This is a genomic window from Pseudomonas sp. D4002 (assembly GCF_013385665.1).
In the GTDB taxonomy this organism is placed as follows: Bacteria; Pseudomonadota; Gammaproteobacteria; order Pseudomonadales; family Pseudomonadaceae; genus Aquipseudomonas.
The window spans coordinates 213,622-228,932 of record NZ_JACAPN010000021.1 but is presented as its reverse complement, the minus strand read 5'-3'; the positions used below and the strand labels follow the sequence as shown (position 1 = coordinate 228,932).

At 62.0% G+C, this 15,311-nt stretch carries 11 protein-coding genes and 1 riboswitch; of the genes, 5 read left to right on the top strand and 6 right to left on the bottom strand.

Features of this window, described 5'->3' with window-relative positions; all coding sequences use genetic code 11:
* Positions 1-13: 13 nt before the first annotated feature.
* Complete coding sequence (locus HX824_RS16115) at positions 14-1,891, bottom strand: O-antigen ligase family protein (RefSeq protein WP_008439137.1); 1,878 nt, start codon at positions 1,889-1,891, stop codon at positions 14-16.
* 159 nt (positions 1,892-2,050) lie between these two features.
* On the opposite strand from HX824_RS16115, the gene msbA reads away from it, so the two are divergent.
* Positions 2,051-3,856: a lipid A export permease/ATP-binding protein MsbA gene (gene msbA, locus HX824_RS16110; protein ID WP_003209481.1), complete on the top strand. Its 1,806-nt coding sequence runs from the start codon at positions 2,051-2,053 to the stop codon at positions 3,854-3,856.
* 154 nt (positions 3,857-4,010) lie between these two features.
* The gene (hldE, locus tag HX824_RS16105; protein WP_003209486.1) at positions 4,011-5,432 is read left to right on the top strand and encodes a bifunctional D-glycero-beta-D-manno-heptose-7-phosphate kinase/D-glycero-beta-D-manno-heptose 1-phosphate adenylyltransferase HldE; all 1,422 of its coding nucleotides are present in this window, start codon (positions 4,011-4,013) and stop codon (positions 5,430-5,432) included.
* A gap of 149 nt (positions 5,433-5,581) precedes the next feature.
* Here the strand turns inward: hldE and HX824_RS16100 are convergent, their stop codons facing one another.
* From HX824_RS16100 to HX824_RS16085, 4 genes are all read right to left on the bottom strand, one after another.
* Entirely contained in the window at positions 5,582-6,550 is a 969-nt protein-coding gene (locus tag HX824_RS16100) for a hypothetical protein (protein WP_003209488.1), read from the bottom strand.
* Between the two features lie 41 nt (positions 6,551-6,591).
* Entirely contained in the window at positions 6,592-7,404 is an 813-nt protein-coding gene (locus tag HX824_RS16095; protein ID WP_003209490.1) for an aldo/keto reductase, read from the bottom strand.
* On the bottom strand, positions 7,401-8,576 hold the full coding sequence (locus HX824_RS16090) for an FAD-binding oxidoreductase (RefSeq protein ID WP_177054798.1): 1,176 nt from the start codon (positions 8,574-8,576) through the stop codon (positions 7,401-7,403). Before HX824_RS16090 ends, HX824_RS16095 begins: the two co-directional genes overlap by 4 nt.
* Before the next feature lie 153 nt (positions 8,577-8,729).
* On the bottom strand, positions 8,730-9,065 hold the full coding sequence (locus HX824_RS16085; RefSeq protein WP_003209492.1) for a multidrug efflux SMR transporter: 336 nt from the start codon (positions 9,063-9,065) through the stop codon (positions 8,730-8,732).
* A gap of 103 nt (positions 9,066-9,168) precedes the next feature.
* Here HX824_RS16085 and HX824_RS16080 point away from each other — a divergent pair, with 103 nt between their 5' ends.
* A complete protein-coding gene (locus tag HX824_RS16080) occupies positions 9,169-10,059 on the top strand; it encodes a LysR family transcriptional regulator (protein WP_008439125.1) in 891 nt (296 codons plus the stop codon).
* Positions 10,060-10,082: 23 nt separating this feature from the next.
* Positions 10,083-11,360: a lipid IV(A) 3-deoxy-D-manno-octulosonic acid transferase gene (waaA, locus tag HX824_RS16075; protein ID WP_177020761.1), complete on the top strand. Its 1,278-nt coding sequence runs from the start codon at positions 10,083-10,085 to the stop codon at positions 11,358-11,360.
* A 122-nt stretch (positions 11,361-11,482) separates the two neighbouring features.
* On the opposite strand, the gene HX824_RS16070 is transcribed toward waaA, so the two are convergent.
* Positions 11,483-12,922 carry a TolC family outer membrane protein gene (locus HX824_RS16070; RefSeq protein WP_008439123.1) on the bottom strand — a complete coding sequence of 480 codons (1,440 nt, stop codon included), beginning with the start codon at positions 12,920-12,922 and terminating at the stop codon, positions 11,483-11,485.
* Positions 12,923-13,118: 196 nt separating this feature from the next.
* Positions 13,119-13,224: riboswitch (TPP riboswitch) on the top strand.
* Positions 13,225-13,369: 145 nt separating this feature from the next.
* On the opposite strand from HX824_RS16070, the gene thiC reads away from it, so the two are divergent.
* Positions 13,370-15,274: a phosphomethylpyrimidine synthase ThiC gene (gene thiC, locus HX824_RS16065; RefSeq protein WP_008439122.1), complete on the top strand. Its 1,905-nt coding sequence runs from the start codon at positions 13,370-13,372 to the stop codon at positions 15,272-15,274.
* The last annotated feature ends 37 nt before the right edge of the window (positions 15,275-15,311 follow it).

Sequence of the window (15,311 nt, the reverse complement as noted above, 5' to 3'; positions counted from 1 at the left end):
GCGCTTCAAACCATCACTTGGCCGGGTTCGCTACCTGCGCAACCGGACGATTGAGCCTGGACACCTGGTCACGGATCTTCGCCGTGGCGCTTGGCGATGCTGCCGAAGCGTAGCCAGCGGCGAGTTGTTCAAAGTGGGTTTCGAACAACCAGTTGCGGTCCTGGGGATAACGCTGCATGTGCCGCAGGTTGCGCTGGCGCAGGGCGTTACGCAGCGGCGATGGGTAGATGCGCATGTCTGCCACGTCAATCAGTCCGAACTCGCCATCATCCATCAAAAGTACGTTGCCCAGGTGCAGGGAGCGGAAGTACACGCCGCGCTCGTGGAGCTGGGCCATGAACCGGCCGAAACGTTCGATCAGCGATTCCCGCAGGCTGCTGTCCAGGCTTTGCAGGGCCTGGCGCAGGGTCAGGCCGGGCAGCGGCTGATAACGTACGGCGCTGCTCGCATCCTTTAACTGATAGAGATTGAGGATGACCGGTGATGGAATCCCCAATGCACGCAGTTGCTCGCTGTTGCTGGCAAAGCGCTCTGAATAGGGATTGAAGCTGCCTGAGGTGTACCAGCGACGAGGGCGGAACAGCTTGAGGAAGCTGCCATCCTCCAGGCGCAGGACCTTGGGCCCCAGGCCATCGGCTTCGATCACGTGGGCGTTGGCGCACAGCTGTTCGAAGTCTTGCGATTTCAGGCGTTGAACCGGCATGCGCAGCAGGCTGCGGCGACGCTGGGCGATGCTCAGGCCGGCGATCAGTGCCAGCGGGATCCACAGCAGGAACCAGTGCTCTTTTGGTCGCGAGAGAATGCCGCCGCCTTCGGTCAGGCCGGCACCGATGCCATAGGCCAGCAGGGAGGAGGCCAGGATGAACAATGGCTGCGCACGTTCCTTGAGGCTTTTGTACAGGCCCCAGCCGAGCATGAATATCCACGGGATGAAGCCGATGATGCCGACGTAATAGAGCACGCCGAGGGCAAAGCTGTGGGGTTCGCGCAGTTGATTGCCGTCGGCGAGTGTCAGGTACAACTCTGAGTCGTAGCTGTGGCCGATCCAGGGGTGTTCGGCAATACGCTCAAGCGACATGCTCCAGAGTTCGAAGCGGGACGAGCTGCCACGATTGGTGATCAGTTCGGGATAGAGCAGCAGCAGCGCCGCGGCCCCCAGCGCCATACAGGCGATCAGCAGGGCCGAGCGCCGATTGCGAGTGATGAAACTTAGCCAGAGCACGGCAAGGAGCAGGGCAACCAGCGGCGTTCTCGAGCCGGTGGCCATCACTGCAGCGCCCATGATTGCCAGTGCCGGAACGCTGAACCAGAGTACGTGCGCACGCTTGGTGGTCATGCATACGTACAGCCAGTAAATGCAGAAGAAACCGAATACGTGAGAGCTTAACAGCGGATTATCAAGAGCGCCACGCCCGCCGATCATTCGCGAGCCATCCGAGAGGTGGGGAGCAAAAGCCACCAGGCTGCAGGCGCTCGATATCAGCGCAATCAGCGCGGCACAGAAGAAGATCGGCTTGAACAGTTCGCTGCGGTAATGCAGCAACAGTCCTAAGCCGACAAACAACGTGAAGGTATTCGGTGGCCGCTTGAACAGGTCGGAGTCTGTCGTGGCCTCAGGGCTCCAGAGCAGGCTGGTGAGCGCCCAGCCCGAGAAAACCAGGAAGGCAATCGCCAGGGGCTCGCGCAATACCTGCTTGAATTCCGTCGGGCGCAGGCACAGCAGCAACAGTGTCGGCGCTGCGAACAGCAGGTAGTAGAACCTGTGCAGCACGTTTCGATTGGTGACGAAGAACAGCGAACTCAGGAGCAACAACAAGCCGATGGGCAGAATCCACAAACAGAGGAAGTCGAAAACGCGATTTGAGCCATAGGTAAGGCGCTTGGAGTGCATACAGAAAAGCCGTTCCAGAATAAAGAAAGCCGACCATACTAAAGTAGTGGCTATATAATGTCGTCCGTTGGATCCAACGGGGCTGCGGTTGTGCCGCGTGCAAGTACAACAGAGAAGCTGTGCTAAAGTCAGCCTCCTTTTTCAAAACCGCCGCGTGATATGACCGACTCCAGTCCGAGCGCAAGCCCTTCGAGCTTGAAAATATACTTCCGCCTGCTCAGCTACGTTAAGCCCTATGCCGGCTTGTTCGCGCTGAGTATCGTCGGCTTTCTGATTTTCGCTTCGACCCAGCCGATGCTGGGCTACATCCTCAAGTACTTTGTCGATGGCCTGTCCAACCCTGAAGCGGTGTTGTTCCCCACGGTGCCTTTCCTGCGTGACCTGCAACTGCTGCAGGCCGTGCCGTTGCTGATCATCCTGATCGCCGCGTGGCAGGGCCTCGGTTCGTTCCTGGGCAACTACCTGCTGGCCAAGGTTTCCCTGGGCCTGGTCCACGACCTGCGGGTGCAGTTGTTCAACAACCTGCTGACCCTGCCGAACCGCTATTTCGACAATCACAACTCCGGGCACCTGATCTCCCGCATCACCTTCAACGTGACCATGGTCACCGGTGCTGCGACCGATGCCATCAAGGTGGTGATTCGCGAAGGCATGACGGTGATCTTCCTGTTCGCCTCGCTGCTGTTCATGAACTGGCGGCTGACCCTGGTGATGATCGCCATCCTGCCGTTGATTGCCGTGATGGTCAGCACCGCAAGCAAGAAATTCCGCAAGCAGAGCAAGAAGATCCAGGTTGCGATGGGGGACGTCACCCACGTTGCCTCGGAAACCATCCAGGGCTACCGCGTGGTGCGCAGCTTCGGCGGTGAGGTGTATGAGCAGAAGCGCTTCCTCAAGGCGAGCCTGAGCAACACCAACAAGCAACTGCGCATGACCCGCACCGGCGCGATCTATACGCCGGCGCTGCAACTGGTGATCTACAGCGCCATGGCAGTGTTGATGTTCCTGGTCCTGTACCTTCGCGGTGATGCGTCGGCGGGTGACATGGTCGCCTACATCACGTTGGCCGGCCTGTTGCCCAAGCCAATCCGCCAGCTGTCCGAAGTCAGCTCGACCATCCAGAAAGGCGTGGCCGGTGCCGAAAGTATTTTCGAGCAGTTGGACGAAGACGTGGAAATCGATCGCGGCACCATCGAGCGCGACAAGGTCAGCGGCCGCCTGGAAGTGCGCAACCTGAACTTCACCTACCCGGGCACCGAGCGCCATGTGCTCAAGGACATCACCTTTACCGCAGAGCCCGGGCAGATGGTTGCCCTGGTGGGGCGTTCGGGTAGCGGCAAGTCGACACTGGCCAGCCTGATCCCGCGTTTCTACCACCATGAGAGCGGTGAGATCCTGCTCGACGGCGTGGAAATCGAAGACTATCGCCTGCTCAACCTGCGTCGGCACATCGCCCAGGTGACCCAGCACGTGACCCTGTTCAGCGACACCGTGACCAACAACATCGCCTACGGTGACCTGGCCGGCGCACCGCGGGCCGATGTCGAGGCGGCAGCGGCCGATGCCTATGCCAAGGACTTCATCGACCAGTTGCCCAAGGGCTTCGACACCCAGGTCGGCGAAAACGGCGTGCTGCTGTCCGGCGGCCAGCGCCAGCGCCTGGCAATCGCCCGGGCCTTGCTCAAGAATGCGCCATTGCTGATCCTCGACGAGGCCACCTCGGCGCTGGACACCGAATCGGAGCGCCATATCCAGGCCGCCCTGGACAAGGTCATGCAAGGCCGCACGACCCTGGTGATCGCTCACCGCCTGTCGACCATCGAGAAAGCCGACCTGATCCTGGTGATGGACGATGGCCGGATAGTCGAGCGCGGTACCCACGGCGAATTGCTGGCGCAAAACGGTTACTACGCCCGGCTGCATGCCATGGGCCTGGACGCGCCGATCCCGGCCGACATCACCTGATCTGCAGGAGCCGGCTTGTCGGCGATGGCCACCGCGGTTGCACTGAAAAACCGCGGTGGCCGCATCGCCGGCAAGCTGGCTCCTACATTGCACAAGCCTTTGACAACCCTGTGGTAATATCGCGCCCCTGTTCATTTTGTATGTGGGTTGCTCCATGAAGTTGTCCATGCCGCGATTCGATCAAGCCCCTGTCTTGGTGGTCGGCGATGTCATGCTCGACCGTTACTGGCATGGCGGTACCTCACGGATTTCCCCTGAGGCACCGGTACCGGTAGTCAAGGTCGAGCAAATCGAAGACCGTCCAGGTGGCGCTGCCAACGTTGCCCTCAATATTGCCGCCCTCGGCGCCCCGGCATCCCTCGTGGGTGTGACCGGCGACGACGAGGCTGCCGACAGCCTGGCCAACAGCCTGAAGGGTGCGGGTGTGCGTGCGCTGTTCCAGCGCATTCCCCACCAGCCGACCATCGTCAAGCTGCGGGTCATGAGTCGGCACCAGCAATTGCTGCGTATCGATTTTGAAGAACCCTTCGCCACCGACGCCCTGGTGCTCAGCGCCCAGGTCGACGAGATGCTCGAAGGCATCAAGGTGCTGGTGCTGTCCGACTACGGGAAAGGCGCCTTGAAAAACCATCAGGTACTGATCCAGGCCGCCAAGGCCCGGGGCATTCCGGTGCTGGCAGATCCCAAGGGCAAGGACTTCTCGATTTATCGGGGCGCCAGCTTGATCACGCCGAACCTCAGCGAATTTGAAACCATCGTCGGCGGTTGTGTCGATGAGCACGAGCTGGTGACCAAGGGCGCCCAACTCATGGCCGACCTCGACCTGGGTGCCTTGCTGGTGACCCGTGGCGAACACGGCATGACCTTGCTGCGTCCTGATCACCCGGCCATGCACCTGCCGGCGCGGGCCCGTGAAGTGTTCGACGTGACCGGTGCCGGTGACACCGTGATTTCCACCCTGGCTGCGGCAATTGCGGCGGGCGAGGAACTTCCCCATGCGGTGGCCCTGGCCAACCTGGCAGCAGGTATCGTGGTCGGCAAGCTCGGTACGGCGGCCATCAGTGCACCTGAGCTGCGCCGCGCCATCCAGCGATCCGAAGGCTCGGAGCGCGGCGTGTTGAGCCTTGAGCAACTGTTGCTGGCGATTGACGATGCCCGTGCCCATAACGAGAGCATTGTCTTCACCAACGGTTGCTTCGACATCCTCCACGCCGGTCACGTGACCTACCTGGAGCAGGCGCGGGCCCAGGGCGATCGCTTGATCGTGGCAGTCAACGATGATGCGTCGGTCAGCCGCCTCAAGGGGCCAGGCCGGCCGATCAACAGTGTCGACCGTCGCATGGCGGTGCTGGCAGGTTTGGGTGCGGTGGACTGGGTGATCAGCTTTGCCGAGGCGACCCCGGAAAACCTGCTGGCCCAGGTCAAGCCGGACGTGCTGGTCAAGGGCGGTGATTATTCCGTCGACCAGGTGGTGGGTGCCGATATCGTCAGTGCCTACGGTGGCAAGGTCAAAGTGCTGGGGTTGGTGGAAAACAGCTCGACCACGGCGATTGTCGAGAAGATCCGCAATAACTGATGGTGGGAGCGGGTTCGTGTGGGAGCGGGCTTGCTCGCGAAAGCGGTGGGTCAGCTGGCTGATGCAGTGACTGATACACCGCATTCGCGAGCAAGCCCGCTCCCACACAAGCCCGCTCCCACATTTGACCGCCGCGACCTGATGTCCGGTTACGGGTTGGCTTTTTTCTTCGGCACGATCTTGCGCAAGATCTGCCGCGCCTTACCCGTCAAGCGCTTCAATTTCGATTCTTTCTCCGGCGCACTCAGCCCTTGCTGGCGCAGCCAGTCCTTCCAGCGGATCCGCTCATCCCGCACGATCCAGCCTTCCTGCTGGGCAAAGCTTTCAGCCAGATACAACCCTCGCGTACTCGCCGGATACAGCTGATCCTTCTTCAAGGTATACAGCTCCGCACACGGCTGCCCGTCCTTCAGCGGCATCAGGTACAGGTCCGGGCGCTGGCGGTCCAGGCGGGCCACCAATTGGTCGCCCTCCAGGCGCTCGTCCACATGAAACAGGCTCAGGGACTTCGCCTCCTTGGGCACTTCCAGGCGCAAGTCATAAATCAACTGCAACGAAGCCGTGGGCAGGTGCACGTAGGCGCGTGGTCGTTCAATCAATTGCATGGTGGCGCAGCGCACCGGGCGCGCGGCCCCGGACAGCGGTGAGAGGCGGAACGGCAACGCTTCGCGGTAGTGCAGGGCCGACGAGTAGGGCGCCGGCAGCCAGGTGTCATTGAAACGACCGCCCAGCCAGCCTTCCGGGGTTTCCAGCAGGCATTCCTCGGCGATTTCCTGGATGGCGGTGTGCAGTGGCAGGTTCAGTTCGTGGGCCGGCACATAGCCGGAGATCAGCTTGAGCACGACGTCGCCACGGTCTTGTCGGCGCTGGCGCACCAGCACCCAGTAATCGCGGTTCTGCCAGTGCAGCGTCAGGCGCACCGAGACCCCAAGGTTGGCCAGCTCCAGCACGAAACGCTCGGTGTCTTTCACCTCCACCGGCTTGCGCCGTTGCAGGGTCTGGGCGAAGTTGAGCGGCATGCCGACGCTCTGGTAGCTCAAGCCTTCGGGGGTTGCTTCGACGTGCAGCGGCAGTGTCTTGAAGTTGCTGGGGTTCTTTCTTATGAGCGTTCGCGGCATGTCGGCTCCTTCTTGCGTCGGGGTCGGCCGCGTCGGCGGCATCAGAGTTGGCGAATGACCTTGGCAGCGGTCGCCACGTTGTGGGCGAGGTGCAGCGGATTAATGGTCCCGACAATAGCACTGGCAACGCCAGTTTGCGCAAACAACAGCATGAAACTGGCGTGAATTGGATCCACTCCGGATTCCAGGCAGACATGGCCACTGGCTAGTGCCTTTTTCACCAGGATGCCCTTGCCGTGTGCGGCGGCATAATCAATGACGGCTTTCTCGGCCTGTTCGTTCAAATTGTAGGTGACCATGGCGCAATCACCTTGTTCCAGAGCCTTTACACCGCCCTCGACGGTTTTACCGGAGAAGCCGAAACCACGGATCTTGCCTTCGCGCTTGAGGTCTTCCAGGGTCTGGTAAACCTCGCAATCATTGAGGATATGCAGGTCGTTGCCGTCGGAGTGCACCAGCACCAGGTCGATAAAATCCGTTTCCAGTCGTTTCAGGCTGCGCTCCACCGAAAGCCGGGTGTGGGCTGCGCTGAAGTCGTGATGGGATACGCCTTCGGCAAATTCTTCGCCCACCTTGCTGACAATTACCCATTCCTGGCGCTGGCCGCGCAACAGCGGGCCCAGGCGTTCTTCGCTGCGGCCATAGGCGGGCGCAGTGTCGATCAGGTTGATGCCCAATTGCCGGGCCTGGCGTAACAGCATCCGCGCCGCATCGTCATCGGGAATCTGGAAGCCACTGGGGTATTTCACCCCTTGGTCGCGGCCCAGCTTGACGGTGCCCAGGCCCAGCGGCGAGACCAGCAGGCCGGTGCTGCCCAGCGGGCGGTGGAGGTCGTGCAGAGTCGGCAGGGTCATGGCAGCAGTTGCTCCCAGGCGGGTTGGGCGATGGCGGGTTTCGGCAGCTCGGGCAGTTTTTCGGTAGTTCCGGGCTTGATGCCGTCACGTTCCAGTGCGTTGATCACTCGATCGGCGAAATCCGGTGCCAATGCCAGCTTGGTCGGCCAGCCCACCAACAGGCGATCCTGTTCGGCGAGGAACGCGTTGTCCGGGCGGGTCAGGCCTGACTGCAATGGTTCGGCGCGGTCGACGCGCAAGGTGGCCCATTGGCTCTGGCTCATGTCGATCCAGGGCAGCAACTGCCCCAGCTCTTTTTGGGCGGTGGCGATCTGTTGCTCCGGGGTACGGGCCACACCTTCGGCTTCGGCGATATCGCCGCCCAGGTACCACACCCAATTGCCGTCGGCGGCGGGATGCGTGGTCACGGTGATGCGCGGTTTGGTGCCGCCCCCCAGGCAGTGGGCGTACAGCGGCTTCAGGCCGGGGCCCTTGGCGATGATCATGTGCAGCGGTCGGCGTTGCATGGCGGGCTGGCTCAGGCCCAGGGCGCCGAGCAGGTCAGCGGTGCCGCCGCCGGCGCTGACGACGATACGCTGGGCGCGGATCTCACGGCCATCGACCTTCAGGCCGACCAGTGTGCCTTGTTCCAGCAAGGGTTCGATCTGTTTGCCCGCGAGCAAACCGTCGCCGGCCAGTTGGGCCAGGCGTTCGATAAGGCTTGGGACGTCGATCACCAGTTCGGCCAGGCGATAGACCTTGCCCTTGAAGCGGCGATCTTGCAGGGCCGGTGGCAGGTCATCGCCCTTCACTTGATCCACGCGGCCACGCACGGCCTTGCTCGCGAAGAAACTGGTGAGGTTGCCGGCGATGGTGCCCGGCGACCACAAATAGTGGGCTTCGGACAGCAGGCGCACACCGGAGAGATCCAGTTCACCGTTGCCCGCCAGGGCTTCGCGCCAGCGGCGGGGCATGTCGGCGATGGCTTCGGAGGCACCGGTCAGGGCGCCGTGCAGTGCGTATTTGGCGCCGCCGTGGATGATCCCCTGGGACTTCACGCTTTGCCCGCCACCGAGGGTGGCGCTTTCCACCAATACCGTGGAAAAGCCCTGGCGGCGCAGGCGCGCATTGAGCCAGAGGCCGGCAACCCCGGCGCCGACAATCAGAACGTCGGTGGAAATAACGGATGGCATGCAGCGACCTCAGTGTTCAAGACAGGCTGCGCAGTATACAGGCTCATGAAGTGAATCTTCGCCCCAACGCTCCCGGATGACAGACGCACCGCAGGAGCTGTCGAGTGGAACGAGGCTGCGAGTTTCGGCCTCAATTGAATCTCGCGTGAACGCTCAGTGCCCGGCCGTTTTCGAGAACAACTGAATCACCACCACGCCCAGCACAATCAGGCCCATGCCCAGCATCGCCGGGATATCCAGTTTCTGCCCGTAGATAAACAGCGCGGCGATGCTGACCATCACGATGCCCATCCCGGCCCACACTGCATACGCGACACCCACCGGCACGGTGCGCACCACCAGCGTGAGCATCCAGAAGGCCACGCCGTAGCCGACGATCACCAGCAACAACGGGATTGGCGTGCTGAAACCCTTGATCGCTTTCATGGAAACGGTGGCGATCACTTCCGAGCAGATGGCAATGGCCAGGTAATAGTAGGCGGCGTTCATGGGGTAAATCCTCGGTACAGGGTCGCTTGATAAGGTTGGCATTTTAGAGACTTGTCAGATGCGGTAAAGTCATTACCTATCCGAATTGAAGATGGGTTGAGCCATGAGCGTGCAGTGGAGTCTTGAGCAAATGCGCCTGTTTGTCAGCGTCGCCGAGCAGCGTTCATTTTCGGCGGTGGCGCGGGACCAGCGTCGGGCACAATCGGCAGTCAGCAATGGGATTGCCCTGTTGGAGGCGGACCTGGGCGTATCCCTGTTTGATCGCAGCAGCGGCCGCCAGCCCCGTTTGACCGAGGCGGGCACGGCACTGCTCGAGGAGGCGCGGGAAGTCTTGCGCCAGTGCGAGCGCCTGAATGGCCGTGCCTTGTCATTGATGCGCGGTGAAGAGGCGCGCCTGCGCCTGGCCCAGGATGAAGCCATGCTCTATCAGCCGGTGCTCGATAGCCTCGAAGCGCTGGCGGGAAAATTTCCCAGCCTGGAAGTGCAGTTGTCCAGCGCCGCCCAAGGCGATGTCGCGCGCAAGCTGGTGGAGCGCAAGGCGGATCTGGGCCTGCTGTTCTATCACGATCAGATCCCCGAAGCGTTGGAGCGCCGCGTGCTGGGCAGTGTGGAGATGGTGACCGTGTGCGGTATCGGGCATCCCATGGCCAAGGAACAGTTCGTGGATTGCCAGCGCCTGGCGCAGTTTCGCCAATTGCTGATGGCGACCCAGACCAGCGTGTATCCCGGCAGCGAGGCCGCCAGCCCGCAAGTGTGGCGGGCTGACAGTTTCTACGTGCTGGCCGAGTGGCTGGCGCGCGGCCTGGGTTGGGCCTGGTTGCCGCGGCATGTGGTGCAGTATCCGGCCTATCAGAACCAGATGGTCGAACTGAACAGCGAATGGACCCCGCCGGCGCTGGTGGTGGAGCTGGTCTGGCGCCGCGACGAGCCCCTCGGCCCGGCCGCGCGTTTCCTCGCCGAACGTTTTGCCGAGTGCTTGCAGGCGATCGACTGAAAAAGCCGATAAACTCCGCCGCCATGAATAGAACTCTCTACAGCTGTCTGTTTTACCTGGCGCTGCCGTTGGTGGCTTTACGTCTGTGGCTGCGAGCCCGCAAAGCGCCTGCTTACGCGAAGCGCGTGGGAGAACGCTTCTCCTGGGGCTTGCCGGTGATGCAACCCGGCGGGATCTGGGTGCATGCGGTGTCGGTGGGCGAAAGCATCGCCGCTGCGCCGATGATTCGCGGGCTGCTGGAACGTTATCCACAGCTGCCGATCACCGTCACCTGCATGACGCCCACCGGTTCCGAGCGCATCCAGGCGTTGTTCGCCAACGAGCCGCGCATCCAGCACTGCTACCTGCCGTACGATTTGCCCTGTGCGGCCAAGCGTTTTCTCGATCGCGTGCAGCCGAAACTGGCGGTGATCATGGAGACCGAACTGTGGCCCAACCATATTCACCAGTGCGCCAAACGCGGGATTCCCGTGGCATTGGCCAACGCGCGGCTGTCGGCTCGCTCGGCCAAGGGCTACGGGCGTTTCGCCAGGCTGACCGCGCCGATGCTGGCGGAAATGAGCCTGTTCGCCGTCCAGACCGAAACCGAGGCCGAGCGTTTTCGCAGCCTGGGTGCACGGCCCGAGACTGTCGAAGTCACCGGCTCGATCAAGTTCGACCTGGCCATCGACCCGCAACTGCTGGCGCGCGCCGCCGCGTTGCGTGAACAGTGGCACGCCAGTGAACGCCCGGTGTGGATCGCCGCCAGCACCCACGAAGGCGAAGACGAAGTGGTGCTCGCTGCCCATCGCCAGTTGCTTGCCAGTTATCCCAATGCGTTGCTGATCCTGGTGCCGCGCCATCAGGAGCGCTTCAACCCGATGTTCGAGCTGTGCCAGCAACAGGGTTTCGCCACGGTGCGTCGCTCCAGCGGCGAGGCGGTGACGGCGCAAACCTCGGTGCTGCTGGGCGACACCATGGGCGAGTTGCTGTTTCTGTATGCCCTGGCCGACAGCGCTTTTGTCGGCGGTAGCCTGGTTGCCACGGGCGGGCATAACCCGTTGGAGCCGGCGGCCTTGGCCAAGCCGGTGATCTGCGGGCCCCACGTGTTCAACTTCCTGGAAATCAGCGCAATGATGCGCGACGCCGGCGCGTTGCAGGAAGTGGACGATGCCGAGGGTTTGGCGGTGGCGGTGCAGCGTTTGTTCGAGCTGCCGCAGGACGCGCAGAAGATGGGGCAGGCGGGGCTGGCGGTGATGCGCGCCAATCAGGGGGCATTGAAGCGTTTGCTGGACGGATTGGGCAGACTGCTTAACGTCTAACAACACAAATCAAATGTGGGAGCGGGCTTGCTCGCGAATGCGCAGTGTCAGTCAGCGAATAAGTCGACTGATACACCGCTTTCGCGAGCAAGCCCGCTCCCACATTGGGTTAACGGGCGGTCTTAGTAACCCGGGTTAGCCTTCAGCTGCGCCGCGGCGGCCTTGGCCAGGTCCGGCGGCAGGAAGTCCTTGTCCGGGTTGTAGTCGGCCTTCAGGTAACGCGCCAGATCCTGCAAGTCCCCCGGGTTCAACGTGCCCGCCGCCTGCTTCAAGCGCAGGTTGTCGAGGATGTAGTCGTAGCGGCTGTTGTTGTAGTTGCGCACCGAGGTGTACAGCTGGCGCTGGGCGTCCAGCACATCGACGATATTGCGCGTGCCCACCTGGTAACCGATTTCCGTGGCTTCCACCGCGCTCTGGTTGGAGATGATCGACTGGCGGCGCGCCTGTACCTGCTCCACATCGGTGTTCACCGCGCGGTGCAGGTTGCGGGTGTTTTCCACCACCTGGCGACGCAGGCCCTCGCGTTGCTGCTCAGTCTGGCCCAGGCGGGAATAGGATTCGCGCACTTGCGAGCTGGTCAGGCCGCCGCTGTACAGCGGGATGCTCAACTGCAAGCCTACGGTGCGTTGCGACACGTCACCGTGATACGGCTGGCCAAAGGCGCTCGGGTTGCTGAAGCCCAGGGCATCGTTGTCACCTTTTTCATATTGCGCCACGGCATCCAGCGTCGGCGCGTGGCCGGCCTTGCGTTGCTTGAGGGTTTCTTCGGCGGCGGTGACGGCATAGTTGCTGGCCAGCAGGTTCAGGTTCTGGCGGCCGGCGGTTTCGACCCAGGCCTTGGCGTCGTTCGGCGACGGCGGCAGCACCGGCAGCGTGTGGACGATGCCCTGGATCGAGTTGTACTGGCGGTTGGTCAGGGTGATCAGCGCTTCGAAGGCGTCGTCCACCTGGCGCTGGGCCAGGATGCGATTGGCCCGTGCGGTGTCGTAGCTGGCCTGGGATTGCAGCACGTCGGTCTTGTCCGACAGGCCGACGTCAAAGCGTTCGTTGGACTGGTCCAGCTGGCGCTTGAACGCGGCTTCTTCGGCCTTGGTGGACGCCAGGTTGTCCTGGGCCCGCAGCACGGCGAAGTAGTTTTCGGCGCTTTGCAGGATCAGGTTCTGTTCGGTGGCCGAGAGTTGCAGCGCGGCCTGCTCGTTGACGGCTTCAGCGGCTTGCAGCTGGAACCAGCGATCAGCGCGGAACAGCGGCTGGCTCAAGGTCGCGCGCCAGGAATGGGCGTCGCGGTTGACCGTGGCGGCGGGCTGGTCCAGCTGGGTGCGCACATTGTTGATGTCGGCACCGGCCGACAGGTTCGGCAGCAACCCGGCGCGGGCCTGGGGCACCACTTCTTTCTGCGCGCCGTATTGGGCGCGGGCGGCGGCCAGGTCGGCGTTGTTGTCCACCGCTTCCTGGTAGACGCTGACCAGGTCGGTTTTGGTCGTCAGGGGCGCTTCAGCTGCCCAGACCAGTCCGTTGGTCGCACAAGACACGGCAAGAGCCAGTGAAAGTTTGCGCAGCATGAGGCGATCCCTAGAATAAATATTACAGCGATAATTTGGAGCCCAAGGCTAAGGCGGCCCATTCCTGGCGTCAAGACCTCAGGCAGTCACCGAGTGTAGTGGCGCTATCACGGCACAACAATCCTGTAATTACGCCATTCATCACGATGAATGCACCGCCGTTGGCAATTTGCCTGCTCCATGGTCTAGACTGGCCGCGTTCTTGTCGGGGTGCCTTGTTGGAAGGCTGAGATCGGTAAATACCGGATCCCGTTGAACCTGATCAGGTTAGCGCCTGCGTAGGGAACAAGATTTCTCGTCACCCGGCGAGTCCTCTTGTGCTTCGTCCGGGATGTTGTTCGACAATCGAACAGCCCGTGCGCCAAGCACAGCACTGTCACAGTGCGTCCATCCGTCACAGGTTCACTCCGACAAAAATCCACCGCCTGGATAGTTGGAGAGCCCGTGATGAGCATCGAATTAAAAAGCCAAAAATCAAAAAATACCGTGCACTTGAGTGAATCGGCCAAGGTCGACTCCGGTTCCGTGCAGCCGTTTACCCGCTCGCAAAAAATCTACGTTCAGGGCACCCGTCCGGATATCCGCGTGCCGATGCGCGAAGTCAGTCTCGACGTGACCCCCACCGACTTCGGCGGCGAAATCAATGCGCCCGTAGTGGTCTACGACACCTCAGGCCCCTACACCGACCCGAACGTGATCATCGACGTGCGCAAAGGCCTGGGCGATGTGCGCTCGCCGTGGATCGAATCCCGCGGCGACACTGAGCGCCTGTCGGGCTTGAGCTCGCACTTCGGCCAACAGCGCCTGAGCGATGCCGAGCTGACCGCGCTGCGTTTTGCCCACGTGAAAAACCCGCGCCGTGCCAAGGCCGGGGCCAACGTCACCCAGATGCACTACGCCCGCAAAGGCATCATCACCGCCGAGATGGAATACGTCGCCATCCGCGAAAACATGAAGCTGGAAGAGGCCCGCGCCGCCGGCCTGCTGGACCAGCAACACGCCGGCCACAGCTTCGGCGCCAGCGTGCCGAAAATCATCACCCCGGAATTTGTCCGCGAAGAAATCGCCCGTGGCCGCGCGATCATCCCGGCCAACATCAACCACACCGAACTGGAACCGATGATCATCGGCCGTAACTTCCTGGTGAAGATCAACGGCAACATCGGCAACAGCGCCCTGGGTTCGTCCATCGAAGAAGAAGTGGCGAAACTGACGTGGGGCATTCGCTGGGGGTCGGACACGGTGATGGACCTGTCCACCGGCAAGCACATCCATGAAACCCGCGAGTGGATCATCCGCAACTCGCCGGTGCCGATCGGTACCGTGCCGATCTACCAGGCCCTGGAAAAAGTCGGCGGCGCCGCTGAAGACCTGACCTGGGAGCTGTTCCGCGACACCCTGATCGAACAGGCCGAGCAGGGCGTCGACTACTTCACCATCCACGCCGGCGTATTGCTGCGCTATGTACCGCTGACCGCCAAGCGCGTCACCGGCATCGTGTCCCGTGGTGGTTCGATCATGGCCAAGTGGTGCCTGGCGCACCACAAAGAGAACTTCACCTACACCCATTTCGACGAAATCTGCGAAATCATGAAGGCCTACGACGTCAGCTTCTCCCTGGGAGACGGCCTGCGCCCGGGCTCGATTGCCGACGCCAACGACGCCGCGCAATTCGGCGAGCTGGAAACCCTCGGCGAGTTGACCAAGATTGCCTGGAAGCACGACGTGCAAACCATGATCGAAGGCCCGGGCCACGTGCCGATGCAGTTGATCAAGGAGAACATGGACAAGCAGCTGGAGTGCTGCGACGAAGCGCCGTTCTACACCCTCGGTCCGCTGACCACCGACATCGCCCCGGGTTATGACCACATCACCTCGGGCATCGGGGCGGCGATGATCGGCTGGTTCGGTTGCGCGATGCTCTGCTACGTCACGCCGAAGGAGCATTTGGGCCTGCCGAACAAGGACGATGTGAAGACCGGGATCATCACCTACAAGATCGCGGCCCATGCGGCGGACTTGGCCAAGGGGCATCCGGGGGCGCAGATTCGTGACAACGCGTTGAGCAAGGCGCGCTTTGAATTCCGTTGGGAGGACCAGTTCAACCTGGGCCTGGACCCGGACACGGCGCGTTCTTACCACGATGAAACCTTGCCGAAGGACTCGGCCAAGGTCGCGCATTTCTGCTCGATGTGCGGGCCGAAATTCTGCTCGATGAAGATCACCCAGGAAGTGCGTGAGTACGCGGCCAACCAGCGCATTGAAGCGGTGGATGTGGACGTGGCCAAGGGACTGGCGGAGCAGGCGGAGCGGTTCAAGCAGGAAGGTAGCCAGCTGTACAAAAAGGTCTGAATCAGAACCTGTGGCGAGGGAGCTTGCTCCCGCTGGA

Excerpts from the sequence above, each read along its gene's own strand:
- HX824_RS16100 (WP_003209488.1), bottom strand. The coding sequence starts at position 6,550 with ATGCCGCGAACGCTCATAAGAAAGAACCCCAGCAACTTCAAGACACTG.
- HX824_RS16085 (WP_003209492.1), bottom strand. The coding sequence starts at position 9,065 with ATGAACGCCGCCTACTATTACCTGGCCATTGCCATCTGCTCGGAAGTG.
- hldE (WP_003209486.1), top strand. The coding sequence starts at position 4,011 with ATGAAGTTGTCCATGCCGCGATTCGATCAAGCCCCTGTCTTGGTGGTC.
- msbA (WP_003209481.1), top strand. The coding sequence starts at position 2,051 with ATGACCGACTCCAGTCCGAGCGCAAGCCCTTCGAGCTTGAAAATATAC.
- HX824_RS16080 (WP_008439125.1), top strand. The coding sequence starts at position 9,169 with ATGAGCGTGCAGTGGAGTCTTGAGCAAATGCGCCTGTTTGTCAGCGTC.
- waaA (WP_177020761.1), top strand. The coding sequence starts at position 10,083 with ATGAATAGAACTCTCTACAGCTGTCTGTTTTACCTGGCGCTGCCGTTG.
- thiC (WP_008439122.1), top strand. The coding sequence starts at position 13,370 with ATGAGCATCGAATTAAAAAGCCAAAAATCAAAAAATACCGTGCACTTG.
- HX824_RS16095 (WP_003209490.1), bottom strand. The coding sequence starts at position 7,404 with ATGACCCTGCCGACTCTGCACGACCTCCACCGCCCGCTGGGCAGCACC.
- HX824_RS16090 (WP_177054798.1), bottom strand. The coding sequence starts at position 8,576 with ATGCCATCCGTTATTTCCACCGACGTTCTGATTGTCGGCGCCGGGGTT.
- HX824_RS16115 (WP_008439137.1), bottom strand. The coding sequence starts at position 1,891 with ATGCACTCCAAGCGCCTTACCTATGGCTCAAATCGCGTTTTCGACTTC.
- HX824_RS16070 (WP_008439123.1), bottom strand. The coding sequence starts at position 12,922 with ATGCTGCGCAAACTTTCACTGGCTCTTGCCGTGTCTTGTGCGACCAAC.